Here is a 24,841-nt window from a genome sequence, read left to right on the forward strand (position 1 = left end):
TCCGGAAGACCGGTCCGGGCCGTCAGACGGCAACCTCTTTTGATCCGGGAGAGAACGATACGGTGTGCAGAACCTCAACAGGACAGGCGTGCCCAAACCCGGGATACCCGGGCGGGAGGGATAGCGGGATGCCCCTCCTCCCGGCCGCGATCACGGTCTACCTCCTCGTAAATGTCGTCTCGTTTGCTGCCTTCCGCCACGACAAACGGTCGGCAGAACGGTCGGCGCGGAGGACCTCCGAGAGAAGGCTCCTCGTCCTCGCGCTCTTCGGGCCGTTCGGGGCCGCGGCTGCGATGCGCGTCTTCCGGCACAAGACGCAGAAGGCGAAGTTCCGGCTCGTCCCCCTCTTCCTCTGCCTGCACGTCGTCCTCGCCGCCGCGCTCGTTCTGCTCCTCCTGTAGCCGGAGAGGTTGTTGACCGGAGCGGAAAGGTAAATGCATTCATTTGTCCCACCGTAGACTGCATGGCATACGACTACGGCCCGCCAGCCCGCCCGATCGAAGAGACCCTCGCGGCGATCCAGGCGGGCCTCGCGCGCGAGTACCGGGCTGAATACCTGCCCGCCCACCGGCGGTCCCCCCGGAGGACGAGGAGGCTCCGGCGGATACGGGGGTGGAGCCGGGAGACCGGCCGCCTGATCTCCGGGGCCGGCCGGGTGGTCCGCGAGACCCTCCCCCGCATCGAGCGGGATACCGGGCACACCTTCCCCGGCCCCGACGGCCTCCTCCGGGTCCTGATGGACCCCTCCACGAAACGGCTCTTCTTCGGGATACTCGCCGGGTTCCCGGAGGAGGCGCTCCCGGTCCCGGCACACGACCTCGCCCGCCTCGGGGCGTTCCCCGACGACGCCCGGGCCCTCGCCCTCATCGGCGACGTCACCCTGCGGCTGAAGGTCCTCTCCGGGCCGGAGGCGGAGGTGCGCGATCTGGCGGCGCTCTCCGACCGGTGGGATCTCCACGAGAGCCTGATCGGTCTCCTCTGCCGCCGCCGCCCGGCCGGCGAGACCCTCCTCCGGGAGAAGGAGACCCTTGCCCGGGCCGTCCTCGGCCTCATCTCCGTCGAGGGGGGCGCCGACGCCCTCAGGCGTGCGGTGCCGCTCCTTGTGCCCGGCCCGGCGGGGTAGCGGGATAACGTTATATACCGGACCCGCCCTTCCCGGAGCGGGAGATTACCTCATGGATACCCGTGCCCTCCGCGCGTTCATCCGGCTCGGGCGGTTCCCCTTCCTCCTCTCGGGCTTTGTCCCGTTCACCGCCGGGGCGCTCTTTGCGTTCCTTCTCGGGGCGCGGTTCACCCCGGGCGAGTTCCTCCTCGGTTACGCGGCGATGGCGGCGGCCCACCTCTCCGTCCACTACAGCAACGACTACTTCGACGCCGACGCGGACCGGTTCGTCGAGACGACGGCCATATCGGGGGGCAGCGGCGTCCTCGCCGCTCACCCCGAACTCAAGCCCGCCGCGCTCGGTGCGGCCGTCGCCCTGATGGCGGCCTCACTCCTCATCGGCTGGGCCTTCGTCACCATCTACGACTACCCGCCGGTCTTCCTCGTCTTCGGCCTCGCCGGGAACCTGCTCGGCTGGTTCTACACCGCGCCGCCGTTCGCGCTCGCCTACCACAACCTCGGCGAGGTCGCGAACATGATCACCTTCGGCCTCCTGATGCCCGGCGCGGGCTACTTCGTCGCGATGGGGGGGCTTGACGCCGCCTTCTTCACGTTCGCCGTCCCGCTCTCGCTCTACGGCCTCGTCTTCATCGTGAGCGTCGAGATGCCGGACCGGGAGGGCGACATCGCCGGGGGGAAGCGGACCCTCGTCGTGCGGCGGGGGCGGATCTTTGGCTTTGCGCTCATCGCCGTCGCGGCGGCCCTCGCGACCGCGGCCTTCACCCTCTTTGCGCTCATGGGGGCCTTTGCCCCCGTGGATTTCCGGCCGGTGGCCGTGATATCGTGCATCCCGCTCGGGATTGCCCTGTGGGGGTTCTCGAACCGGTGTGCCGAACGGGCGGGCGCCCTCCGCTACGCCACCGCAAACATCTTCGGCTACTTCCTCTTCTGGGGCCTCGTGGTCGTCTGTTTCGCCCGGGAGGCCGTTGGATCTCTTCTGGGTCCGTAGTGCGCCCGATTTTGACATCCCCGGATAAACATTTTTATTTTGGAAGGCCATCTATACCGTATCCAAAAGATAAGGAGATGTTACTCGTGAAGAGATTGGGTGGATTCCTGCTCCTGTTTCTCCTGCTGATCCCGGCCGCGACCGCGGCGACGATCACGATCAGCCCTGATGCGATCCGGTCCGGTGACACGGTCACCGTGACCGTGAACGATCTATCCGACGGCGCTGCCTTCTCGCTCGGCATCCGCGGCGAGTTCGCCGCGACCCCGGGCGAGACGTTCTCTTTTTCGGCCCGGGACCTCTCGCTCCCCTTCGCTCTCGACGGGGGTGAGGTGACCGCCTACACGAAGGGTACGAACTGGACCCGTCTCTCGGCCGAACTGCCGGACGGGGGCTCCGTCAGCATGAATTACACCGCCGATAAGAACGGCGAGGTCCGGATCGGCCAGCCCCGCAACCTCCCGAGCGGGACCCTCAGCCTCGTCGCCCTCGACGGGAAGGCTGCGGCGGAGAGCATCACCACCGATCTCGTGATGATGGGCACGAAGCGGGGGCCTGACTCCGGCACGATCTCGTTTGCGATCGAGGGGGTCACGCAGGGCACCGCGACGGTCTCCGTCTACATCGACGGGGCGGAGGCCCTCTCGCGGACGATCGCGATCGGGGGAGAGGCCCCGGCGCCGACACAGACCACGACGCCGACCGCGACCACCACACAGAGCAGCGGCGGCAGCAACAGCGGGGGCAACAGCGGCGGCAGCACCACCCCCCCGACCGCCACATCCACCCCGGGCGTCACGACGGTGACCTCGGCCGACGGGAAGGCCTCTCTCACCGGGACCGATATCGCGGGCGCCGGGCTCCAGCCCCTCCCCTTCCAGGGCACCATCCTTCCCGGCTTGTCTACGGCCGGGAACGCCTACGCCGTGACCCCCGCGACCCTGACGTTCGACCCCGCCGCGGTCCTCTCCTTCCCCCTCCCCTCGGCCGGCGCGACGGCGACGATCGCGAGGTTCGAGGACGGCATCTGGTCGCCGGTCCCCTCGAAGATCGAGGGTGACCGGATCACGGCGGCGGTCTCGCGGGCGGGCTCGTACGTCCTCCTGGTCCCCGCAGAGGTGCCCACCCTGACGGCGACGGCGACGACGACCACCGCGGCCGTTGCGACCACCCCCGCGGCGACGACCCCGGCCGCAGCCCCGGTGGCTCCCCTCCTCCCGGCGATCGCTTTCGCAATCTTGATGTTCTGGTGGGAGAGAAGGGGCTGACAGAACCATCCATGGACCCCCAAGATCACCGACCCCTGATCGTCGAGGCCGCCGGCGACGTTCCCGGCGACCTCATCGCGGTCGCCGCTGCAACAGCCGTGACCCTCGCCTGCGTCTACATCCCGGTATTAAACGAGAGTTTCCTCCGGATCCTCGTTGGTGTGGCGATGGTCCTCTTCATCCCGGGTTACGCCCTGATCGCGGCGCTCTTCCCGGCAAAGGGCGACCTCGACGGTATCGAGCGGGTCGCGCTCTCGTTCGGGCTCTCGATCGCCGTCGTCCCCCTCATCGGGCTCGCGCTCAACTACACCCCCTGGGGGATCCGGCTCGACCCGATCCTTGCGTCGCTCACCCTCTTCACCCTGGCGATGACCGCGGCCGCCTGGTACCGGCGCCTCCTCCTCCCGGCCGCCGACCGCTTCACCGTCCCGGCCCGGGCGATGCTTGCCGCCGCCCGGCTGGAACTCTTTGACCCGGGGGCCTCCCGGCTCGACCGGGGGCTCTCCGCCGTCCTCCTGGTCGCGATCGTCGCGGCGCTCGCGACGACCGCCTACGTCATCGCGGTGCCAAAAGAGGGGGAGCACTTCACCGAGTTCTACATCCTCGGGCCAGGGGGGAAGGCCGCGGATTACCCGACCGACTTTCCGGCCGCATCAACCCGGTCGCTGATCATCGGGGTCGGGAACCACGAGTACCGGGAGATCCCCTACACGGTTGAGGCGTTCGCTCTCAACCAGACCTTTGACCCCGCGACGAACACGTCGACCATCCACGCGGCTGAGCGGCTCGACCGGTTCGTGGTGACGGTCCCCCACAACGAGACCAGGGAACTCGCCTGGGAGTTCTCGGTGCCGTCGACCGGTTACAACCGGATCGAGTTCCTCCTCTATAACGAGACGGTCCCGGGAGAAGAGATCGCGGGGCAGGACCGGATCAACGCGAGTTACCGGGACCTGCACCTCTGGGTGCGGGTCCGGCCGGCGTGAGGATCACCCGGACCACGCCTCTTTTTTCGTCGACGCTGATGTGCTCGAGCGTCGTCGGCACCCCCGTCCCGAGCGCCGCGAGCGCCGCAAGCAGGCTGCAGACCGGGCAGCCGATCATGGTGCAGCACTTCGGCGAGGCCGCCCGGACCGCCCGGCAGCCCGAAATGAGGCGGTAGCCGGAGAGGGTGACGACGATGTTTGCGCCGTCTCTTTTCGCCTCCGCCTTCTCGGCGATTTCGAGGAGGTCTTCGCAGACCTCCGTTATGCAGGCGAGGAGGGCCTCGTCCTCCCCCGGCACCTCGAGGGCGTGCTTCTCGCGGAGCCGTGCGAGGAGCGGGGCGCAGGCCGGGGCGAGCCGGACGGCACACCCTCCCTCGCCGGTGATGTAGGAGTAGTCGTCGCCCGGGTTCTCCGGGAGGCTGCCTGCCACCGGGACGACCTCGACGACCGTTTCTCCCTCCGGGATGAACCAGGCGTCGCCCTGGACGCCGAGGTCCGCGCAGAGGGTGGCGATGCTGACCGTCCCCTGCACCGGGAGGAGGGCGGCGATCTCCGGGTCGAGGGGCTCGCCCTTGTGGAGGGCGAGGAGGAAGACCCCGGCGATGAAGCAGCCGGCACCTGCGAGGACGAGGGTCGCGGTGGTGATGTCCCCCCGGCCGGTCGCGGCCGCGAGGACGAGGAGGGCCGCCGCGGCGGTGATGAGGAGGAAGGCTCCGCGGTAGGGGTTTCTGGCGGTCATGCCTCTCCTCCCGCCCAGACGGTGAGCCGGTAGTCGTAGAGGGTGAGGACAGCATAGCCGCAGCCGAGCGCGGCGGCGAGACCGAGGAGGGGGAGGAGGACGGTGCCGGAGATTGCGATGACCGCGGCGAAGAGGGCCGCGGCCGGTATGAAGGCCCAGTAGCCCCGCCGGTCACCGTGGAACGCACCGAGGACGATAACCTGGAGGATGAGGGCCGCCGCGAGGTTGCCCGCCGCGACGACCAGGACTTCGCCCGCGCAGAGGAGGAGGAACCGCCGGTCGAACTCCATCAGATCGCCTCCACGACATCGACGCCCGGAATGATGACGGGCGAGCCAACGGGTGCCCGGAGAACGACCCGCATCCCCCGGATCTTTGCCTGGTGGGCGACCTGGAGAAGGTGACTCGTATCGCTCTGGTTGAGGAGCGTGTAGAGGTGGATCTCAGACGCTTCCACCCGGTCCAGGGCTTTCCCCACCGTGACGGCGAACGGTGAGGTACTCTCGGCTGCAAACGCCGCGAGCACACCGCCGAGTCTCGCGATGTAGGTCCCTTCCCCGCCTCCCTCTCTCCCGGGCAACCGGGCCCGGGCGGCGAGGATGGCCGGCCCCGGCGACCGGTAGAGGGGGGCGCGGGGCTCAACCGGGGCAAGCCCGCCGAGGGTCGAGAGCGCCTTCCCGACGTCATGAGTCCAGGGGAGGAAGCGCAGGACCTCCCCGCCGGCGATGACGAGGAGCGAGCATCCTACGCGGGACTCGATCGCACCCTCCACCGCGTCGCAGACGATCATCGAGTATCGTGCGAAGACCTCCGGGTCGCTCCCCTCCCGCGTGGGGATGTCGACGGCGACGAGGGGCGCCCCGGCCTCGAGGCCGGTCAGCTCCCGGACGTAGAGGGTGCCGCGCCGGGCCGAGATCTTCCAGTCTATCCGCCCGGGGCCGTCGCCCACCTGGTAGAGGCGGAACCCGCGGACGCTGGGCCCTTCAAGGGTAGACCTCCGGTCCACCTCGCCGTCTCTCACCCCGGCCTCCTTCTCCCCGCTGGTCTCTGCGGTCCCCACGGGAAAGACCCTGAGGGAAGGGGCGGTGGGGCGGCGGATGACGAGGTCGTGGGAGAAGTACTCGTCGCTCGCCTCGAGGACGACCCCCTCAAATGCCGTCTTGCCGGGCGCCATGAGCCTGATGGTGTAAGCCACGGTCTTTTGGGGCGGAGAGGGGGGAGCGTCGCCGACGGCGACCGCCGGCGGGATGTCGCGCACCCGGATCTCCATACCGGGCGGGACGGCAAGGTCGACCCTTACCCTGACGTGGACCTCCGTCCCCTGCCGGAGGATCGTCCGGTCGACCTCGCGCTCGATGACAAGGGAGGCTGCAAGGGCCTGAAAGTCGCGGCTGAAGCGCCAGGCCCGCCAGAAGAGGAAGATGGCGAGGGAGCCGGCGGCAAGGGCCGCGGCAGGGTTGTCGATGAGGATGGCGACGGCGGTGAGGGCGAGGGCGAGGGCCGCGACCCCCCCGGTCGTCCGGGTCGGCCGGATCATCGCTACGACACCCCGATGCTCTCGAGGATCTCGTCGATGATCTGGTCGGGGGTGACCCCGGCGATCGCGGCCTCCCGGGAGAGGAGGATGCGGTGGCGCAGCGCCGGGTGGGCCAGATCCCGGACGTCGTCGGGGATGACGTAGGTCCGGCCGCTCAAGGCCGCACGGGCCATTGAACCCCGGAGAAGGGCGATTGAGGCACGGGAACTCGCCCCGAGCCGGATGTCGCCGTGGTTCCGCGTGGCGAGGACGAGGTCGCGTATGTAGGCGAGGACCATTTCATCGACCCTGATCTCCTGGATGGTCTCGGCCATGGCCCCCACCTCGGCGGGGTTGAGGAGGGGGGTGATCCGGTCCCGGTAGATATTCCAGTCGAGTTCCCCGGCGCGCTCCCGCCGGAGGACCTCGAGCTCGTTCTCCGGGTTGAGGTGGGTGAGGGTGGTGCTGAACATGAACCGGTCCCGCTGGGCCTCGATGAGGGGGAAGGTTCCTTCGGCCTCGTGGGGGTTCTGGGTGGCGATGGTGAAGTAGGGGTCGGCGAGCGGGTAGGTGATCCCGTCGATCGTCACCTGGCGTTCACTCAGGGCCTCGAGGAGGGCGCTCTGGGTCTTCGGGGTCAAGCGGTTGATCTCGTCGACCATCAGGAAGTTCGTGAAGATCGGGCCTCTCTGGAGGACGAACTCGTTTCGGTTCCGGTCGTAGACCCGGACTCCGATGATGTCGGCCGGCTGGATATCCACGGCTCCCTGGACCCTCCTGAAGTCGTAGTCGATGAGGTGTGCCACGATCTTGCAGACGGTGGTCTTCGCGGTTCCCGGGACTCCCTCGATGAGGAGGTGGCCGCCGCTGATCATGCTGATGAAGATCACCTCAATGAGGGGCTGGTTCCCGACGACCACCTGCTGGGTCGTCGTCCTGATCTCTTCGTAGGCGTTTGCGATTGCTTCGATGCGCTCGGTTAGGTTGTCACTCATTCTCTCTCCTCCCGAACCGGTAGGCCACCGGCAGGACCGCGAGGGCCACCGCGGCTGCCACGGCCAGCGGCGTCTCCTGTATCCATAATCTTGTGTTGATGATTCGATTAGTGGTGCCGGTCCTGCTGTGGGTGCCGTCGAGCAGGACCGGCCGGGTATTCTCGATGAACTCCGGGTTCTCGGCGAGCATGGCGTTGATGAAGAGGCTCGGGTCGCCAAGCACGGTGAGGTTCCCCTCCCGGGCGCAGACGACCGCGGCCTCGAAGGTCTCGGCGCCGGTGATCCGGCCGTCGCCGTCGGCGTCCTCCCACGTGAGGATGGATGTCTCGAGGAGGGGAACGCCCCCCTCGACCGCCGCGGGGCGGTTGACCCGGATGGTCTCGACCCCGGCAAAGAGGGTGTCGTTCCCGACCACCCGGGCGAGAAAGAGCCCGGGGTCGGCGTGGTCCCGGTCGAGGCTTGCGAGGTTCCCCGGCCGGACCCGCATCGTGCTCCCGAGATCCGCGAGGAGGCCGTTTGCCGCCCCGTCCTCGTCGGCGATGATGACGCGCCCACCGTCGTCGAGGAACGCCCTGAGGTGCCCGACCTCTTCAGCCGTGAAGGGCCGGTCGGGCGCGAGGATGAGGAGGGCCGCCCCGGGGTCGAGGCCGCGAAGGTCGCGGACCTCCGCCCCGGCGAAGCCCGACGTGCCGTTCCAGCCCGTGTTGTAGCGGCTGTACTCCTCGGGGGTGGTGGTCACGTGGGCAAAGACGGCTCCGCCGGCAAGGAGGAGGATGAGGATGACCGCCCAGGCCTCACGCTGCATCCGCATCCCCTCCCAGGGCTTCCTTTTCCATCGCGCGGAGCTCCTCCTCGGACGGGGTCTCTCCTGCATACCGGATCAGTTCGTAGCGCTCGAAGAACCCGGCGTGGCCGGGAGCGATGCGGGCGCAGTCCCGCGGGGTCTTTGTCTCCGCGATGCCGAGCCGGGCACGGAGCGTGCAGAAGAGGACGGTCGCGGCCTCGCGCGGGGGAAGGCCCGCGATCTCTACCCGCGGCGGCGGTACCGCGGCCTCCTCTGCTGTCTCTCTGGCTGGCTCGACGACCGGGCTCTCCTCCCGGCGGTTCCGGCGCCGCCGGAGGTACCACCCGGTCCCGAAGAGACCTGCAAGTGCTGCGGCGAAGGGGAGGGGGGAGAGCCCTTCGCCCGGGACGGTGACCGTCTCCGCCGGGCTCTCCGATGCGTTCAGGGGGTAGCCCGCACCGTGGAACTCGGCCCGGAGGGTGTGCTCCCCGGCGGGGAGGGCGATCTCTTTTTCGTAGGTGCCGTTTTTGTCGGTCTCCGCGGCGACGAGGGTATCGCCGTCGACCCGGAGGAGGACCGGGGCGAGCGTGACCGGGCGGCCGTCGCCGGTCGTGAGGTTCCCGGTGCAGGCGACGGCTGTCCCGTTCACCTCCGCGAGGGCGAGGGTGATGCTGGTGTTCCCGGAGAGGATCTCAAACGTCGTGACCTCGGAGAAGATGGGTCCTGCGACGGCGTAGGCGAGGTGCGGTCCGGCGGGGACCCGGCCGACCCGGTAGGGGTGCCGGTAGGGCCCGCCGTCGTCGAGGGTGACGGTCGCTGTCAGCCTGCTGTCGACGTAGATCTCGACGGGAGCTCCCGGTCTGCCGCCGGCGTGGGTCCCGGCGATGAGCAGGGTGTCCCCGTAGTGCCCCTCATCAGGGGTGACCGCGATCCTGAGGGGGGACTTCGGGGCGCTTCTGCCGCCGGTCTTCTCCCGCCAGTCGTCCGCAGCGTCGGCGATCTTCGCGAAGTCCTCGACGCTCTCCTGGTAGGGGGTGGTGTTGATCTCGTAGTGCTCGGCGATCCGGGTCGTCGCGGCCTCCCTCTTTGCGTAGGCGGAGAAACCCTCCCGCATCTTCTGCCGGAGGGCCTCGCCCTCGTAGACGACGGCCATGTGCTGCTCGTCGTCGCCCCGGACCTCGATCTCGAGGCGCTGGAGATCCTCAAAGCGCCGGGTGTCGTTCAAGAGGGTCGTGAGGGCCTCCTGGTTCTGCCGGTTGTTCTGCTGGAACTCGCCGACGTCGGTCCCGGAGACGTCGAGGGTGACGACGAGCCGGTCGAACTGGCGGGAGAGTTCGCTGTAGCGGGCGAGGTCCCCCTCGGCGCTCTCGTAGTCTTTAAGTTTGATCGTGAGGGCGAGGGTCCCGGTCTGGCCCAGCAGGTCGTCCATCAGGGGGACGAGCGCCGCGGCGTCGCCCGGAGAGCGTTTCTGGACGGTCGCGGGGTCGGCGTGGGCGGCGGTCGATATGTTCTCGGCCGTGTAGAGGACGGGGTCGGCCGCCCGGGCTCCGAGGAGGACGAGGACGAGGACGGCTGCCGCCATGAGGACGGCGCGCGAGGCCCGGGGGTTCATGCGGCAAGGATCTCCAGGATTTTTTGGGCGACGATGTAGGCGAAGAGGGCGACTCCGGCGGCGATGAGGTAGCCGATATACCGCATGTAGCGGGGGCGCGAGAAGGCCCCGTCGATCAGGACCGCGACGACGAGGAGGCCGATGAGCGAGAGGACGAAGAAGACCTCAAGGTCGAGCGTGCGGGAGAGGACCATGAAGAAGGCGACGATGATGAGCCAGGCTGCGAGTACGGCCGCAGCATAGTATTTCTTCGCACCCGCCATCCTGACTAAATTTCGGCTCTGCAAGAGATAATCTTATTGAAATGATGCCTTCCCGTCTCCGGGCGGACGGGGGGAATCGGGGGGTGAGCGGGTGCCGGGACCTCTGGTCCCCGGTTCCATCGGGCCCGGATCATGATTATACTATTTTAAATGCCCCTTTATACAAAACGGAAACATTATGGTATCGCTCCAGAAACATTCTCGCGTATGCGGTGCGCGATGGTCTTTCTCGGTGTCTGTCTCCTCCTTGCCGCCCTGCCGGCCGGTGCCCTGGCAGGGAGCCCCCTCTGGACCCACTCCGTGCCGTCCGAGATCACCGGTCTGTCCCTGACTCCGGACGGCTCGTATGTCCTGACCGGCGGGGATCGGCTCTGCCTCCTTGCCGGCAACGGCACCCCTCTCTGGCAGGAGTGGACGGCGGGGCTGACCGCCTGCTCTGCCGACGGGCGCCTGATCGCGGGGGCGGCCGGCCCCTCCCTCACCCTCTTTGGCCGGGACGCTGCGGTGATCTGGAGGCGGGACCTGCCCTCCGCCGCCGTGGCCCTTGCCCTCTTCCCGGACGGGAAGCGGGTTGTGGCGGCGGATCGTTTCGGCAAGGTGTACTTCTATGACGCCGACGGCACCCTCCGTGCCACGGCCGACACCCGGGGCGACCCCGATGACGGGGTCGAGGCCCTCTCCGGGATCCGCGACGTCGCCCTCTCCGGGAAGGGCGAGTACGTTGCGATCATCTCCACCCGCGGCCTCTTTTACTATACGGGCGCCGGGCGGAGCCTCTGGGCGCTGGAGGATAGCCTCACGGGCGGGACCGCCGTCGCCGTCTCCGGGACCGGGAACGAGATCGCCGCGGCCTCGGACGCGAGCGTTCGCCTCCTGAACCGCACGGGGGCAACTCTCTGGACGCACCGGTGTCCCCGCCCGGTCACTGCGCTCGCGATCGCGCAGGACGGCTCCCGTGTCGTCTTCGGGCTGCAGGACAACACCCTCACCTGCTTTGACCGGGAGGGAGGGGCGGTCTGGACGTTTGCCGCCGGCGGCTGGATCCGGGACGTTGCTGTGTCGCAGGACGGCTCCCGTGTTCTTGCCGGCTCGATGGACGGGCGGGCCTATCTCCTCGACGGCGCCGGGCGCCTCCTCGACACCTACGCCCTCAACGGCTGGGTCAACCACGTCGCCCTCACCGCGGACGGCACCACGGGCGTCGTGGCCTCGCTCCACGAGGTGATCAGGGTCTCGACCACGGCGGTAACTCCCTCTTCCACCCTGGTAACTCCCTCCCCACGGCGGGAACCCCTTCCACGGCGGTAACTCCCTCTACGGCAACCGCGGCTCCCGCCACCACCCGGGGAACACGACCACCCTGCCCCCTGAGGGGATGGCGCTCCCTCTCCTCGTTCTCGGCCTTCTTGCCGGCACCGTGACCGTCGGCGCCGGGTACCTCTACCGGCAGCGCCGGCAGGCCTCCCGGGCCGGGGAGGAGGGGGACCTCCCGGCCGTTGAAGCGGAGATCGCCCCTGTCGTGGCAGGGGAGGTGCCGGCTGCTCTCTCCCCTGCGGCTGTGGAGACGCCTCCGGCCCCGTGGCGGGTCTCCCTTGACGAGGGAAGGGCCCGGGAAGCAGCGCGCCTCCTCTCGCGGGAGATGATCGCCCTGATCCGGGGTCGGACCGGCTCCCGCATCGTCACCGTTGCGGACGCCCTGGACGCCTTCCCCGGGGATCGGGAGGGGCTTGCCCGGTTCTTTGCGGATGCGGACCGCCTTGCCTACGGCCACGACGACCCCGCGAGGGAGGATATCGAGGCGCTCGAGGCGGCATACCTCCGGCTTGCCGGGGAGATCGGGTAGCGGGCTCCCCTGGGGGTTTCTCGGGCTCACCGCAGCACTGTATCCCCTTCCCGGCCTTGAGGGGCGCCCTGCCACCGCTCCGTCTCCGGCCAGGGCGGCTACCGCAACGCGCTTTGCCTCACCGGCCCGCGGGAGGCCTTCTGTCGCGGGTGACCCGGGCGGGGCGGGAGGGAGAACATCCCGGTTGTTCGTCAGATATCCCGATGGAGCAACCATCATCTCCGGATGGTGATTTTGGCGGAGGAGGAAAGAATATTTCTCAAATGGGGGTTTTTAACCGCGATTATCTGTAATCGGCCACGTTCAGGAAAGATCCTTTTTGGGAACGTTCTTATATGGGAATTGCCGGGTTGTGCTGGAAGCCCGACCGGCCCCCGGTGACCGGCATCCCTTTTCCCGCCCCCAGGAAGGGCATTTTTTCGTTAATGCTCCGCAGCATTTCCTGATTTATATCGATATATTTATTCATCCAACTGTAGTACTTATCGTATTAGAAGCAGCGTCCCAGCCCCGCCCCCTGCCCCGGCGGGCGGCGGACAGTCGTCCCATCCCTTACCCAGGGGCTTCTCACGACCCAGCATACCGGCATATCCATGATCGAATCTGCTAACCCTCAGAGCCTCTCCCGCCCGGAGAGCACCCGTGCCGCCCCGGAGCCGGAACTCGCGGCGGTTATTCCGGCGTATACCGGGACCCCCCCGGAGGAATCACGATGAGCACCCGCACACGCACCCCTTCTCCTCCCGCCCGCCCGGCCGGGCCGGTCACCAGAGCCGGCGACAATGGGGAGGATGCGATCCTCCTCGTCGAGAGTCTCGCAGGCCAGGCGAGGCCGCGGCGGGCCGTCCGGACCCTCGTCGCCATGCCGGCCTACAACGAGGAGGCCTACATCGCGAAGACCGTTCTCGGCGCCCGGCAGCACGCCGACGCCGTCCTCGTCGTCGACGACGGCTCGAAGGACGAGACCGTCCCGATCGCGGAGGCGCTCGGGGCGATCGTCATCCGCCACGCGACCAACAAGGGCTACGGCGGGGCGCTCCAGACGATCTTTACGACCGCCCGGGAGATGGGGGCGGAGGAGCTCGTCATCATCGACGCCGACGGCCAGCACAATCCGGGGGATATCCCCCGGCTGCTTGCGGAGCTCCGGGCGGGGAACGACGTCGTGATCGGCTCCCGGTTCGTCGAGGGCTCGGCCGGGGAGATCCCCACCTACCGGAAAGTAGGGATGAAGGTCCTCGACACCGCGACGACGATGGCGGGGAACAACCTCGCGATCACCGACTCCCAGAGCGGGTTTCGGGCCTATGGGCGGAGGGCGATCGAGGCCATCCATATCAGCGGCGAGGGGATGAGCGCCGGCTCCGAGATCCTGATCCAGATCAGCGACCACCGCCTGCAGGTCGCCGAGGTGCCGATCAAGGTGCGTTACGACATCGAGGGGACATCGAGCGAGAACCCGGTTTCCCACGGGGTCGGGGTGCTGATGAACATTGTACGGCTGATCAGTCTCCGCCGGCCGCTGGTGTTCTTCGGGATCCCGGGGGCGGTCTTTGCCCTCATCGGGGTTGCTGCAGAGATCTACACTTTCTCCGAGTACTATCGCACCGCTCAGTTCCACTACATCGTCTTCACCGGTGGGTTCTCAGTGATGATCCTCGGGCTTTTGCTCGCGACCGTGGGAATCATCCTCTACTCGCTTGTGCAGATTATTGAGCAGGGGAAGAAGGGGGCAGTCGGGTCCTCTGCTACGCCTTCTGATTCCCCTTTGATTTCATCTTCCCTCGTACATCCTCCGCAAAGAACCGAGCAAAAAGGAGGCCACTGACAGGTCTGAGGCTTTTTTGGCGATATCAATGCCCTCTCAGCATCGCTTTATGGATCGTTAAAATGATGCAACATATGCAAAACCGGTGTAGGTAGACATTATGGATAACAATATTCTGATTCTTGGTGCAGGCCCGGCAGGGATGTCAGCTGCTTCGAGATTGCTTAGTAATGGCGTTAATTTTTCAGTCGTTGAAAAAGAGAATATTATTGGCGGTCTTGCGAAAACAATACAATATGGCCCATTTTCCCTGGATGTCGGCCCCCATATCCTGTGCACCAAACCCTATGTGTATGATTACAATGAGAAAATGTATCGTTTTATCGAAGACTTGCTGGGCGATAAGTTGATCCACTATGAGACGTTAAACCGAAAATATCTGGAAACTGTCCGTGTTGGCGAGGATGCATTTGATTACCCGATTCAAATCAAAAATGCCTTGCAAAATGTCGGTTTTTTGAGCGCCCTGCACATGGTCTATGACTATCTAGGTGCCAAGTCTCAATCTCCACATAATTCGAATGGAAATACGTCATTTGAACAGGTGATAACCACCCAGTTAGGGAGATCTCTGGCGGATCTCTTTATTCTCAAATACTCCGAAAAAACATGGGGGCTCAAATGTTCGGACCTCTCTTCTGATCTGGCCTGGCGGGTTGGTGAGTTCTCAATAATGGATGTCCTTATAGGTCAGATCTCCAACTTTGGGAAGAACCTTCGCTCCCAATCAGGGCATCCGGTCTGCTATCCTGAGATGGGTATAGGATTAATCTGCGAACAGATTAAAGCAAACATTGAAAAAGCCAACATCGGCGAGGTAAAGACCGATTCTTATCCAGTACGTATTCTACACGATAACGGACGCATTCACGAAGTTGTAGTTTGTGAAAAAGGCACAATCCAGTCCTATCACCCCAACTATGTTCTTTCGTCTATTCCAATCGGTCAACTTATCCAATTATTAGATCCGAAGCCGCCAGTTGAGATTATAGATTCTGTTTTGAACTTAAAACACAGGTCACATCTGTGTCTATACTTAATCGTCAATAAATGCCGTGTGCTACGTGAACATTGTATTTACTACCCGGACCCTGAAATCCCGTTTGCACGACTGATGGAACAGAAGAATTACAACCAGAACACCTGCCCCGATGATATGACTGCTCTGGCTGTCGAGTTCTTCTGTTGGTATGAGGACGATCTCTGGAATAAGGATGACTCAGGGTTATTCAGGATTGCTATACCCAAACTCGAGGAACTAGGTATTGTCAAAGAGGGCGATGTCGTCGATTATTTTGTTCACAGGGAGCGATATGCATACCCGGTCTATGATCTTGGGTATGCGGATCGTCTGAGAACTGTAATGGCCTATCTGGGAGGCTTAAAGAACCTCAAACTGATCGGGCGCTCCGGGACTTTCACCTACATGGACCAGTATCGTGCGATGGAAGCCGGCTCAAACGCCGCTGATGAGATCGTAAGTGAGTTCACCAAAGAATCCGGAGGTGGTTTAGCGTGAAGATCCTGAGGGTTGCAGGTGACCTGTACCCCGCTTTCGTTGGCGGGATTGCCATTCATGCTCACGAAATGTCGAAGATGCAGGCATCTTCAGGCAACGAAGTGACGGTCTATACGTCTATCTGGGATGATGAACCCCTGGAAGAGGTGCGTGATAATTACCGTATCGTCAGGTTCAGAGGAATAACGATTTTCCGAAATTCAATAGCTCCGAGGCTATTTTATCGTCTATTTCAAGAGAGGAAAGCATATGATATCATCCATGCTCACTCCCACCTGTATTTCTCGACAGTATTCTGTGCCCTTGTGAGAATGTTAGGTTCACCTCCTCTTTTGGTTACGAATCACGGGCTCATTTCGCAGACTGCTCCCATGTGGCTACAGAAGATATACATCCCGACTATTGGCAGGTGGATTTATAGCACCGCTGATAAGATCATCTGTTACACAGAGACAGAGCGGGATCAGTTAATCGACTTAGGTATCCCCCCTGAAAAGATATCGGTCATCCACAACGGTGTAGATACGGACCGTTTCGCTCCTTTAACGAATGTTACTCCTAAAAAGCAGATCCTCTGGATTGGTAAATATGTCCCGGGAAAGGGTGTCGAATACCTCTTGCGAGGCTTCCAGTTATTCTCAAAAGATTTCCCGGATTATACACTCCTGATGATCGGAAGAGGGCCTCAGAAGGAGGATTGCCTCAGAATGGTTGAGGATCTGGGCCTCACGGAGAAGGTTATTCTCAGGGATTTTGTTCAGAACAAGGATCTTCCCGAGGTATATCAGGAGTCCTTTCTGTTTGTTCTTCCGAGCCTTGAAGAGGGTGTTCCAAGGACGATCCTCGAAGCGATGGCCTGTGGCGTCCCGGTTGCCTGCACCGAACTTCCCCAGCTGATCAAAATTGTTTCTGGGTGTGGACTGTTGTTCCCGCTCAGGGATCCTGAGGCTCTGGCTGCTGCTCTTTCAACGCTGGCATCAGACCCTGAGGCGGCTCAAATTTACGGAAAGAACGGGAGGGAGAGAGCAGTCTCCATGTACTCTTGGAGCGACACTGTCTCTAAGACTCTTGACCTGTATACATCTCTTATTGGAGATGGGGCGGCAGATAAATCTCGCGAGAGTGGGGACAGCCATCTTAAACGTGTATCTGGGGTCTCCCGTCCAGATGAGGTGAGGTGAGCCGGATGGCTGGTGTTGCGAATATAGGTGAAACGGTATGAGGATCTCAATTGTTGGCTGCGGGTATGTCGGCACGGTCACCGGCGTATGTTTTGCTGACTTCGGTCACGACATCATCTTTTACGATATTGATAGGAAGAAACTGGATCTCCTCTCGCGGGGGGAGTCACCAATCTATGAGCCCTCGCTCGATGACCTGATCCAGAAAAACCGGGAGCGCCTCACCACGACCTCGGACCTCACCGCTGCCGTGCGTGATACGGACATCACGTTCATCTGCGTCGGCACCCCGTCCCGGGACGACGGGTCGATCGACCTCACCTACGTCCTCTCTGCAGGCGCCACGATCGGAAAGGCCCTGCGGGAGACCCCGGACTTCCATCCGATCATCGTCAAGAGCACCGTCTTCCCGGGGAGCACCGAGGGGCCGATCCGGTCGGCGCTCGAAGAGGCATCGGGGAAGCGGGCGTTTGTGGACTTCGGCCTCGGGTCTAACCCTGAGTTTCTCAGGGAGGGAAACGCCGTCCACGACTTCTGCGTGCCTGACCGTATCGTGCTTGGCGCCAAAGATGCGAGGACGATGCGGGCGCTCGGGGATCTCTACGCCTCCTTCACCTGCCCGAAGATCGAGACCTCGATCCGGACGGCGGAGATGATCAAGTACGCGAGCAACGCCTTCCTTGCGACAAAGATCAGTTTTGCCAACGAGATCGGGAACCTCGCAAAGAAACTCGGGATCGATTCGGAGGAGGTCTTTGCCGGTGTCGGGCTTGACAACCGGATCGGCCCGGCCTTCTTCCGGACGGGGATCGGGTTTGGCGGCTCCTGTTTCCCCAAAGATGTGCGGGCCCTGATCGCCGGAGCGGGAGGTCATGGCGAGGATCTCCAGATCCTCCATGCAGCGCTCTGTGTCAACGAGGGCCAGCCCCTGAAACTGGTCCGGCTGCTCCAGGCGCACATCCCCGACCTGAAGGGCCGGCGGATCGGTGTCTTGGGCCTTGCCTTCAAGCCCAGCACCGATGATATCAGGGAAAGCCGGGCCATCCCGGTCATCAGGGCGCTGCTCGATGCCGGGGCCGAGGTCATCGCCTACGACCCTCTTGCCATGGAGAACTTCGCCGCACTCTTCCCGCAGATCGAGTACGCACCCTCGGCCGAGATCGTTCTTGCGGCCGACGCCGTCCTGATCACGACCGAGTGGGAGGAGTTTGAGCGCCTCAATTACAGCGGGAAGACCGTCATCGACGGCCGGAGGGTTGCTGCGGCTTCCCGGACCGCGGATATCTACGAGGGGGTCTGCTGGTGAAGGAGGTAAGGAAGGCTGTCATCCCGGCGGCAGGCCTCGGGACCCGATTCCTCCCGGCGACGAAGTCGATGCCCAAGGAGATGCTCCCGCTCATCGACCGCCCCGTGATCCAGTATGTGGTGGAGGAGGCGATCGACTCAGGGATAGAGGACCTGATCATCATCACCGGCCGGGGGAAGCGGGCGATCGAGGACTACTTCGACGACTCGCCGGAACTGGAGATGCACCTGCGCGACCACGGGAAGTTCGAGGCGCTCAAGACAGTGCAGGAGATCTCCTCCCTCATCGATATACACTACATCAGGCAGAAAGAGCCGAGAGGGCTTGGAGATGCTATCCTGCGTGCCGAGAAGCATATCGGTGACGAACCGTTTGCGGTGCTCCTCGGGGATGATATCATCAAGAATCGCACCCCCTGCACGAAGCAGCTTATCGATCTCTACTGGGAGAAACAGCGGTCTGTTATCGCGGTCGAGACGGTCCCCCAAGAGAAGGTCAGCAGTTACGGGATCATCCAGGGGACACGGGTGGCCCCGTCACTCTACCGTATCGACGATATCGTCGAGAAGCCCCGGGTCGAGGAGGCGCCCTCGAACATCGGGGCGATCGGGCGGTATGTCTTCACCCCCGAGCTCTTCGAGTGCCTGGAGCATACGACCCCAGGCGTTGGCGGCGAGATCCAGCTCACCGACGGGATACGGATCCTTCTCCAGTTCCAGGAGATCTATGCTCATGTGTTCCAGGGGAAGCGGTACGATACCGGGGACAAGGCGGGGTACATCAAGGCGATAATCGATTTCGCGTTAGCAAATCCCGAGACATGCGACGATGTCGCCGGGCACCTTATGTCGCTTGGGAAGTACGAACCGGAGGTTTTCTCGGCCGGACGAGTCGTATCAGAGACAACTGCAGATTCCTCTGAAAAGGATCAGTGATAGGGAGATTATGTCAAAGGTCGTCATAACAGGAGGGGCGGGGTTCATCGGATCCCACATTGCCGAAGAGGTCGCAAAGGAGTACGAGATCGTCATCATCGATAATCTCGATGACTATTACTCACCGGATTTGAAGCGGCGGAACCTCGAGAACCTCCTTGCAGATCCAAATGTGCGTTTTATCAAGGGCGACATCGCTGATTCGGGTCTTCTCCGGAGGGTGATCGACTCTGACGTGGAATTTGTCTTCCACGAGGCTGCCCAGGCCGGTGTTCGGATATCAGTCGAGGACCCGTTCAAACCGAATAACGTCAACGTGCTCGGCACCTTAAACGTCCTCAAGGCCTCCCTCGATGCCGGTGTCAGGCGGGTGATCAACGCATCCTCCTCTTCGGTCTACGGGAAGGTGCAGTATTTGCCTTTTGACGAATCGCATCCCACCATGCCGGTCTCCCCCTATGGGGTCTCGAAACTTGCCGCCGAGCACTATTGCCGGGTCTTCTATGAGGTCTACGGCCTCCCGACGGTTTCCCTCCGCTACTTTACCGTCTACGGCCCCCGGATGCGCCCGGACCTCGCGATCTCGATCTTCACCCGAAAGATGCTCGCAAACAAGCCGATCACAATCTTTGGGGACGGGGAGCAGACCCGTGACTTCACCTATATCGATGATATCGTCCGGGTGAACCGAAGGTTGCTCGAGACAAGTGATGCCGATGGTTATGCGATGAACGTCGGTGGCGGTCACCGGATCACGGTGAACGACCTGATTGCTCATCTCAGGGAGATCACTGTGAGTGCATCTGAGGTTGTTTATTCTGACAAGCAGAAGGGTGATGCGGAGCATACGCTCGCGGATACATCTCTTGCGGGGGAACTTGTTGGATACAGGCCGGAGGTCTCTATCAGGGAGGGTTTGTGCAAGTATGTTGAGTGGTTTATGCAGAATCCTTGAGGGAACTGTGCTTACCTGTTCAATCCTCTCAAAATGTCTCAACCCAAAGCTGCCGATGAAAAAGATGCTATGTACTTGCAGAGTGAAGCTGGGTTCGCCAAATAGTGGATATTCAATCACGAGCGGACTGAAATCTCGACTATGAAGTCAGATCAGAGGTGTAGGAATGAAATTGCTAGTTTGCACAACGGAATACTATCCCTATGGTTCTGGGATTGCTAATGTCGCGTATAATGTTGTTCAGCAGTTAGAAAAGAAGGGGATTGAATGCACTGTCTGTTCTCCTACAGGGCCTGATATAAAGATTGAACCCATATCTGGATGCGGAAGACTCACCCTTGCCCATTACTGGTATAAAGTTTCCAAATATTTTCAAAACCGACAGAATCAATACGATATAGCTTGGTTACATTACCCATTAATGTTAAAGTCGAATCCGTTCAAGAGGAGTTATGTAACAATTCATTCAACCGCGTACGGCATAAAGTATCCATTCTACCTTAAACCGTACCAGATCTTTTCTAGAGTTCTTGAAAATTACTGTCTGAATAAGCTGGATCCTGATATTCCTTTTTCTTCAGTCAGCGACCAATCAATTTTAGATTTGAGGGCCAATGGAGTTGACCGAAAAAAGATCACAAAAATATTGAATGGTGTTAATACTGATTTATTTGGCCCTAATTCCAAGAAAGGTGAAATCCGGGCAAAGTATGGCTTACCAATAAGATCGACGGTGTTTCTATCAGTTGGAAGGTTAACTTACCACAAAATGCCGTTTAGAATGCTTGATTTGTTCAAAAGGATTCAAAAGCACTCCAAGGACTATCTTTTGGTTATTGTTGGAGGCGGTAAACTTTTACCGGAATTAGAAGCATACGCGAAAAAGAATGACGTGCGTGTGAAATTTTTGGGTTATGTTAAATCCAAAGATTTACCTGAGATATACAGCTGCTCGGACTTTTTCTTTATGACCAGCAGATATGAGGGGGGGGAACCTACTCTTACGGTTGCAGAAGCTATGGCGTCTGGGTTGCCGTGTATCGCTTCAAGAATCCCAAACTTTAAGTTAATCGAAGAGAATAATTTGGGACTGTTGTTTCACCCATCAGACGATGATATAGCAGAGTCCCAAATTCAAGGTTATTTAAGTAATTACGATGCAAAGATTTCCAAAAATGTCCAAAATTACGCCAAAGCAAACTTAGATTGGAAGGTTATTTCAAATAGTTATCTTGATGGATTTTACAGCGCAATTTCTGGTGATGTGCAAGTTAAAACGAATTTTTCTGTATCCAAGCATCATTAGTTAAAATTTTTAACCTTGTTCGGCGGGAGGAATCTATCTATGAATAGAAAGCAGTTAAAGTTGGGAGTTTTTTCGTTTCCGTTAACAAAATCGAATGCTATACCTTGCAAAAACTTAGTAAGCATACTTAGTTCATTTTCACCCCAAATATATCTCCTGACTAGTATTGACTCTTTGGCTCAGGATAACGAATCTTCAAGGGTTCTTATTTATGGAATTGATTACACTTTAGAGTCTAACTTAGTAAAGAAAATCAGTAGTTATTTATATAGGGAAGTGAGGCTCGCCCTACTTGTGAAAAGGTTAAATAAACATGTTGACACATGGGTTTTTTTCTTCGGTGGTGATAAGTTCATTTTACCTATGTTAACTGCAAAACTATTTGGGAAAAAGATCGTATTGCTCAAAGGTGGATCGAGTATCAAAGATGCCATATACCAAAATGATTTGTTCTATATAGCAACTTTATTTTCATTAAAGGTAAATCTGTTTCTTTCTACTTATATTGTGGTTTATTCGCACAATCTCGTATCTGAGTGGAATTTCGAAAAGTACCGTCGCAAAATACGCATTGCCCACGAGCATTTTTTGAATCTCAACACCTTCACTGTCACCACCCTCTTGCTCGACCGCCCCCCTCTCATCGGCTACATCGGCCGATTGAGCGGGGAGAAAGGTGTCATGAACTTTGTCCAAGCTCTCCCTAGCATCCTCAGCGATCGGGAGGATCTCCGTGTGCTCATTGGTGGGGACGGGCAGTTGAGAGAGGCGGTCGAAGCTTCCCTGCAGGAAGTGGGGTTCGCTGCCCACACCGCTCTTCCGGGCTGGATCTCGCATGAAGATCTCCCCAAGCACCTGAATCAACTGCGTCTTCTTGTCCTTCCTTCCTATACCGAAGGCCTCCCTAACATAATACTCGAGGCCATGGCCTGCGGGACCCCGGTGCTCGCGACGCCAGTAGGGGCGATACCGGACATCGTGAAAGACGAAGTGACTGGTTTCATTATGGAAAACAACTCTCCTGAATGTATTGCGAGGAATGTAATTCGAGCGTTAAACTCGCCGAAATTGAAGCAAATTGTGGACAATGGGAGACGGTTCGTGGAGGAGAATTACATTTTCGAGAAATCTGTGGAGAGCTGGAGTGAAGTCCTTATTCCCTGACTTTTATCTCTTTCCTCATCTGGTGAGCGTTTTTGTCGTACAGTTTTGTTGGGAAAGAGGAGCTTAGGTTTCGCCCTCCTCGCCTCTTTCGTACTGAAATGCAGCTATGCTATGGCACAAGATCTTGACGAATCTCTGGCATTTAGTACTGAGTGGCAGAATATTTGAAGGAATTAAGGTGAACAGTAAACCTGGAATTCTCTTTGAATACTAACTCACTGAGGTTCGTGAGATTAAACAAAGTGCTCAAGAACTTCGGAGCAGCACGATTGTTATATGGGGTTGGAAACGAAAACGCAGTAGTCTTTGCTCCTATATATCTTATTTATATTATAATTTGATTCTACTTGAACGTCGTATTGGCTGATTGGTTCGTAGTACGTCCAATCAGGTAACCCTTTCCGGATTGGTTTGTCGTAGTTATCGATATTCACAATTGTATATCGAAGCATGGAATCGCAACTTGGGTTAGAATTGATGAGATCCTTATATCGCTCCACGTTATACTGGATAAAATTGAATGTATTTGACTCTCCGAGGTTGTTTGATAGATATGTTTTTATCTCTCCTAGAGAATGATGGTCTATCATCACTTCCTGGGTTTGTAGCTTTTCTTGAGGGGAAAACTTATCCATAAACTGTATCAATGTTGAGGTACTATCTTCTCCTACGAAACTATAATTTATGTCATAGTGGATGTATAAACAAAAATAACTGCAAGTCAATATTATTAATAGGCTAGAAATAATTCTAAAGAAGATGCGTCGTTGATCGACCTGCAATAACCAGTATATGCATACGAAAGGCATAATTAAATAGTAATACCTTAAGGTTGTTAGGCCGATTATTGAGTATAGCGCGTACTCTGCAATAAAGGGTACGACTAATATGGCCATATACGTACTGTGGGGCTTCCTAAGCCAAAAAAATAGATTTTTCTCTTTAATGGTTAAGACCATTACACAAATTAGGGGTACAATCGCAAGGATGATTGTATAAAGCAAATTATTTACTTTGAGTGCGAGTGGAGAGCTCCGAACGGTTTCAAGTTCTCCAAGATGTGTTGATGATCCCGAAAAGGCCATCTCTAATGTAGACAGTATAGTGTTCCCTAGTATGGAGAGTGAGCCTTCCATATGCACAAGTTGCTCGTAAATTTTTGGGTTAAAATATGCAAATATTACCAATGAGAGGATGAAGAGTATTAGTATTGATCCCGTTTGAGATCTTATTATACTGTATTTTATCAGATCCTGAGTTCCCATGACGATGAGGAGCGTGCAGGTTAAAGTTAGCACCCAAAGCTCCATTGGTGGGCCATAATATTTCGTCTGTAGTAAAAATACTAATGCGAATATTAAGTATACCACTTTTGCTTTTCCATGTGTTTGTACATAATACATGTATAGGCAAGCCACAAAAAAAACGTACATCACTTGAGCCATTAAGTATTCCTGAAAATGAGATGCTAAAATAAATTGGCGAAAGAGAATGAGAATGCCAATAATTATTATGGCTATATGGTCTGAAATCACTTTTTTTGCGAATAATAGAGTGGCAAAAAGCATTGCAATAGGGATTAAAGGTAAAAATGATACGTCTATTATGTTTAAACCTGTCATTTGGCTGATAATCTGCAGAAATATGGGGGCAAAAGGCATGATATACTGATATGAGAGAATATCTGAGTTTGAACTGAAAATAGGGATCCAGTTGCAAAGCCTTTCAAAAAAGAAGCCATCATCGTTGGAAAGATGACTGCTACGAAACAATAAGTAAAACGCAGAAATAAATATCAATGCGAAAATAACATAAAGGAATAGTATTTTGCTCCTTCTATGCATCGGAATCCCTTATGTCCATATATACTGTATTTGAATATGCTCTCACCATTCTATATGCACAATTCTTTTATTGGGTCGTAGATAGTGCTTAAATCCGATAGTTATAGTACTTAAAGCGTAATGATAATAATACCTTTGTGTCCTCTTTTTAAATTATGCTCGCTCCGAAACCCCTTAAACTACTCCTACTTGGGGCCGCGCAGACACACCCTTGAAATACTCAACCATCTAGGATTAACCGGGTCCATGATGAGCATGGACCGGGATTCTGTTCCGGCATCAACCTGCGGGCGCTGGCCGACAACTAGGTTCTGTTCCCCATGCCCACAGTACGGAGTTTCAAGGTGGTGAAGCAGGCCCTCTTCCGGATCAGGCGGACCATTGTCCACTCTAAGAACCTGCACCAGTTCAATGAGGAGACGATGTTCGTCGAACCGGTGGAACTGATGATTGAAGGGTGCCCTTCACCGCATATGGCTACTATAGCCCCCAGCGTGAGCAGGATAAACGGGAGGGGAGATGCTGATCACGGAGATCGGGGAGAAGCAGAGGACGGTTCTGGGTGCCTGTGACATCTTGTTCTGGTAAAAATTACGTGACCACCTGAGGTCGGTAGCCAAACGGTGTGGGAATGCAGGGTACATCATTTGGCATTGGTGGAATAATTTGGCATTTTGTCTCTTGCG

At 59.1% G+C, this 24,841-nt stretch carries 24 protein-coding genes; 16 read left to right on the top strand and 8 right to left on the bottom strand.

Going from position 1 to position 24,841, the window contains the following annotated elements; all coding sequences use genetic code 11:
- The first annotated feature begins 128 nt into the window (after positions 1–128).
- The 5 genes from QZ408_RS04945 (at position 129) to QZ408_RS04965 (ending at position 4,365) form a co-directional block, all read left to right on the top strand.
- On the top strand, positions 129–401 hold the full coding sequence (locus tag QZ408_RS04945; RefSeq protein WP_292490098.1) for a DUF1294 domain-containing protein: 273 nt from the start codon (positions 129–131) through the stop codon (positions 399–401).
- A 62-nt stretch (positions 402–463) separates the two neighbouring features.
- Positions 464–1,123, top strand: coding sequence for a hypothetical protein (locus QZ408_RS04950; RefSeq protein ID WP_292490099.1), 660 nt, complete (start codon positions 464–466; stop codon positions 1,121–1,123).
- 52 nt (positions 1,124–1,175) lie between these two features.
- Positions 1,176–2,111: a prenyltransferase gene (locus QZ408_RS04955; RefSeq protein ID WP_292490100.1), complete on the top strand. Its 936-nt coding sequence runs from the start codon at positions 1,176–1,178 to the stop codon at positions 2,109–2,111.
- Between the two features lie 77 nt (positions 2,112–2,188).
- On the top strand, positions 2,189–3,379 hold the full coding sequence (locus QZ408_RS04960) for a hypothetical protein (RefSeq protein WP_292490101.1): 1,191 nt from the start codon (positions 2,189–2,191) through the stop codon (positions 3,377–3,379).
- A gap of 11 nt (positions 3,380–3,390) precedes the next feature.
- Positions 3,391–4,365: a DUF1616 domain-containing protein gene (locus QZ408_RS04965; protein ID WP_292490102.1), complete on the top strand. Its 975-nt coding sequence runs from the start codon at positions 3,391–3,393 to the stop codon at positions 4,363–4,365.
- Here the strand turns inward: QZ408_RS04965 and QZ408_RS04970 are convergent.
- Genes QZ408_RS04970 through QZ408_RS05000 form a run of 7 tightly spaced genes read right to left on the bottom strand, consistent with a single transcriptional unit; the run spans position 4,313 to position 10,274 of the window.
- Positions 4,313–5,104 (bottom strand): hypothetical protein, encoded by a 792-nt coding sequence (locus QZ408_RS04970; protein ID WP_292490103.1) that lies wholly within the window; start codon positions 5,102–5,104, stop codon positions 4,313–4,315. The genes QZ408_RS04965 and QZ408_RS04970 overlap by 53 nt on opposite strands.
- The gene (locus tag QZ408_RS04975; protein WP_292490104.1) at positions 5,101–5,394 is read right to left on the bottom strand and encodes a hypothetical protein; all 294 of its coding nucleotides are present in this window, start codon (positions 5,392–5,394) and stop codon (positions 5,101–5,103) included. The genes QZ408_RS04970 and QZ408_RS04975 overlap by 4 nt, the downstream gene beginning before the upstream one ends.
- A complete protein-coding gene (locus QZ408_RS04980) occupies positions 5,394–6,641 on the bottom strand; it encodes a DUF58 domain-containing protein (RefSeq protein WP_292490105.1) in 1,248 nt (415 codons plus the stop codon). The genes QZ408_RS04975 and QZ408_RS04980 overlap by 1 nt, the downstream gene beginning before the upstream one ends.
- A 2-nt stretch (positions 6,642–6,643) precedes the next feature.
- Entirely contained in the window at positions 6,644–7,615 is a 972-nt protein-coding gene (locus tag QZ408_RS04985; RefSeq protein WP_292490106.1) for a MoxR family ATPase, read from the bottom strand.
- The gene (locus QZ408_RS04990) at positions 7,608–8,420 is read right to left on the bottom strand and encodes a DUF4350 domain-containing protein (protein WP_292490107.1); all 813 of its coding nucleotides are present in this window, start codon (positions 8,418–8,420) and stop codon (positions 7,608–7,610) included. The genes QZ408_RS04985 and QZ408_RS04990 overlap by 8 nt, the downstream gene beginning before the upstream one ends.
- Positions 8,410–10,011, bottom strand: coding sequence for an Ig-like domain-containing protein (locus QZ408_RS04995; protein ID WP_292490108.1), 1,602 nt, complete (start codon positions 10,009–10,011; stop codon positions 8,410–8,412). The genes QZ408_RS04990 and QZ408_RS04995 overlap by 11 nt, the downstream gene beginning before the upstream one ends.
- A complete protein-coding gene (locus tag QZ408_RS05000; RefSeq protein ID WP_292490109.1) occupies positions 10,008–10,274 on the bottom strand; it encodes a hypothetical protein in 267 nt (88 codons plus the stop codon). Before QZ408_RS05000 ends, QZ408_RS04995 begins: the two co-directional genes overlap by 4 nt.
- A gap of 207 nt (positions 10,275–10,481) precedes the next feature.
- Here QZ408_RS05000 and QZ408_RS05005 point away from each other — a divergent pair, with 207 nt between their 5' ends.
- The 10 genes from QZ408_RS05005 to QZ408_RS05050 all read left to right on the top strand — a co-directional run bounded on the left by QZ408_RS05005 (position 10,482) and on the right by QZ408_RS05050 (position 22,311).
- Positions 10,482–11,582, top strand: coding sequence for a WD40 repeat domain-containing protein (locus QZ408_RS05005; RefSeq protein WP_292490110.1), 1,101 nt, complete (start codon positions 10,482–10,484; stop codon positions 11,580–11,582).
- Positions 11,583–11,649: 67 nt separating this feature from the next.
- Positions 11,650–12,117, top strand: a complete 468-nt coding sequence (locus QZ408_RS05010; protein WP_292490111.1) for a hypothetical protein — start codon at positions 11,650–11,652, stop codon at positions 12,115–12,117.
- A gap of 712 nt (positions 12,118–12,829) precedes the next feature.
- Positions 12,830–13,945: a glycosyltransferase family 2 protein gene (locus tag QZ408_RS05015; protein ID WP_292490112.1), complete on the top strand. Its 1,116-nt coding sequence runs from the start codon at positions 12,830–12,832 to the stop codon at positions 13,943–13,945.
- Positions 13,946–14,045: 100 nt separating this feature from the next.
- On the top strand, positions 14,046–15,464 hold the full coding sequence (locus QZ408_RS05020) for an FAD-dependent oxidoreductase (RefSeq protein WP_292490113.1): 1,419 nt from the start codon (positions 14,046–14,048) through the stop codon (positions 15,462–15,464).
- The gene (locus tag QZ408_RS05025) at positions 15,461–16,645 is read left to right on the top strand and encodes a glycosyltransferase family 4 protein (protein WP_292490114.1); all 1,185 of its coding nucleotides are present in this window, start codon (positions 15,461–15,463) and stop codon (positions 16,643–16,645) included. Before QZ408_RS05020 ends, QZ408_RS05025 begins: the two co-directional genes overlap by 4 nt.
- Before the next feature lie 37 nt (positions 16,646–16,682).
- The gene (locus QZ408_RS05030; RefSeq protein WP_292490115.1) at positions 16,683–17,951 is read left to right on the top strand and encodes a UDP-glucose/GDP-mannose dehydrogenase family protein; all 1,269 of its coding nucleotides are present in this window, start codon (positions 16,683–16,685) and stop codon (positions 17,949–17,951) included.
- The gene (gene galU, locus QZ408_RS05035) at positions 17,948–18,886 is read left to right on the top strand and encodes a UTP--glucose-1-phosphate uridylyltransferase GalU (RefSeq protein ID WP_292490116.1); all 939 of its coding nucleotides are present in this window, start codon (positions 17,948–17,950) and stop codon (positions 18,884–18,886) included. The genes QZ408_RS05030 and galU overlap by 4 nt, the downstream gene beginning before the upstream one ends.
- Before the next feature lie 10 nt (positions 18,887–18,896).
- Positions 18,897–19,841 carry an SDR family oxidoreductase gene (locus QZ408_RS05040; protein WP_292490117.1) on the top strand — a complete coding sequence of 315 codons (945 nt, stop codon included), beginning with the start codon at positions 18,897–18,899 and terminating at the stop codon, positions 19,839–19,841.
- A gap of 166 nt (positions 19,842–20,007) precedes the next feature.
- Positions 20,008–21,147, top strand: coding sequence for a glycosyltransferase family 4 protein (locus QZ408_RS05045; protein ID WP_292490118.1), 1,140 nt, complete (start codon positions 20,008–20,010; stop codon positions 21,145–21,147).
- Between the two features lie 39 nt (positions 21,148–21,186).
- Positions 21,187–22,311 (top strand): glycosyltransferase family 4 protein, encoded by a 1,125-nt coding sequence (locus QZ408_RS05050; RefSeq protein ID WP_292490119.1) that lies wholly within the window; start codon positions 21,187–21,189, stop codon positions 22,309–22,311.
- A gap of 272 nt (positions 22,312–22,583) precedes the next feature.
- On the opposite strand, the gene QZ408_RS05055 is transcribed toward QZ408_RS05050, so the two are convergent.
- Entirely contained in the window at positions 22,584–23,972 is a 1,389-nt protein-coding gene (locus tag QZ408_RS05055) for a hypothetical protein (RefSeq protein WP_292490120.1), read from the bottom strand.
- Positions 23,973–24,499: 527 nt separating this feature from the next.
- Here QZ408_RS05055 and QZ408_RS05060 point away from each other — a divergent pair.
- Entirely contained in the window at positions 24,500–24,727 is a 228-nt protein-coding gene (locus tag QZ408_RS05060; RefSeq protein WP_292490121.1) for a hypothetical protein, read from the top strand.
- Positions 24,728–24,841 lie beyond the last annotated feature (114 nt).

The organism is Methanoculleus sp. 10 (assembly GCF_913757945.1).
Lineage (GTDB): Archaea > Halobacteriota > Methanomicrobia > Methanomicrobiales > Methanoculleaceae > Methanoculleus.

Coding starts and splice junctions, on each gene's coding strand:
- QZ408_RS05005 (WP_292490110.1), top strand. CDS start 10,482: ATGCGGTGCGCGATGGTCTTTCTCGGTGTCTGTCTCCTCCTTGCCGCC.
- QZ408_RS04945 (WP_292490098.1), top strand. CDS start 129: ATGCCCCTCCTCCCGGCCGCGATCACGGTCTACCTCCTCGTAAATGTC.
- QZ408_RS05045 (WP_292490118.1), top strand. CDS start 20,008: ATGAAATTGCTAGTTTGCACAACGGAATACTATCCCTATGGTTCTGGG.
- QZ408_RS04950 (WP_292490099.1), top strand. CDS start 464: ATGGCATACGACTACGGCCCGCCAGCCCGCCCGATCGAAGAGACCCTC.
- QZ408_RS05010 (WP_292490111.1), top strand. CDS start 11,650: ATGGCGCTCCCTCTCCTCGTTCTCGGCCTTCTTGCCGGCACCGTGACC.
- QZ408_RS05050 (WP_292490119.1), top strand. CDS start 21,187: ATGAATAGAAAGCAGTTAAAGTTGGGAGTTTTTTCGTTTCCGTTAACA.
- QZ408_RS05040 (WP_292490117.1), top strand. CDS start 18,897: ATGTCAAAGGTCGTCATAACAGGAGGGGCGGGGTTCATCGGATCCCAC.
- QZ408_RS05055 (WP_292490120.1), bottom strand. CDS start 23,972: ATGCCTTTTGCCCCCATATTTCTGCAGATTATCAGCCAAATGACAGGT.
- QZ408_RS04990 (WP_292490107.1), bottom strand. CDS start 8,420: ATGCAGCGTGAGGCCTGGGCGGTCATCCTCATCCTCCTCCTTGCCGGC.
- QZ408_RS04955 (WP_292490100.1), top strand. CDS start 1,176: ATGGATACCCGTGCCCTCCGCGCGTTCATCCGGCTCGGGCGGTTCCCC.
- QZ408_RS04965 (WP_292490102.1), top strand. CDS start 3,391: ATGGACCCCCAAGATCACCGACCCCTGATCGTCGAGGCCGCCGGCGAC.
- QZ408_RS04985 (WP_292490106.1), bottom strand. CDS start 7,615: ATGAGTGACAACCTAACCGAGCGCATCGAAGCAATCGCAAACGCCTAC.
- QZ408_RS05000 (WP_292490109.1), bottom strand. CDS start 10,274: ATGGCGGGTGCGAAGAAATACTATGCTGCGGCCGTACTCGCAGCCTGG.
- QZ408_RS04970 (WP_292490103.1), bottom strand. CDS start 5,104: ATGACCGCCAGAAACCCCTACCGCGGAGCCTTCCTCCTCATCACCGCC.
- QZ408_RS04980 (WP_292490105.1), bottom strand. CDS start 6,641: ATGATCCGGCCGACCCGGACGACCGGGGGGGTCGCGGCCCTCGCCCTC.
- QZ408_RS05020 (WP_292490113.1), top strand. CDS start 14,046: ATGGATAACAATATTCTGATTCTTGGTGCAGGCCCGGCAGGGATGTCA.
- QZ408_RS05015 (WP_292490112.1), top strand. CDS start 12,830: ATGAGCACCCGCACACGCACCCCTTCTCCTCCCGCCCGCCCGGCCGGG.
- QZ408_RS04995 (WP_292490108.1), bottom strand. CDS start 10,011: ATGAACCCCCGGGCCTCGCGCGCCGTCCTCATGGCGGCAGCCGTCCTC.
- QZ408_RS04960 (WP_292490101.1), top strand. CDS start 2,189: ATGTTACTCGTGAAGAGATTGGGTGGATTCCTGCTCCTGTTTCTCCTG.
- QZ408_RS05030 (WP_292490115.1), top strand. CDS start 16,683: ATGAGGATCTCAATTGTTGGCTGCGGGTATGTCGGCACGGTCACCGGC.
- QZ408_RS04975 (WP_292490104.1), bottom strand. CDS start 5,394: ATGGAGTTCGACCGGCGGTTCCTCCTCCTCTGCGCGGGCGAAGTCCTG.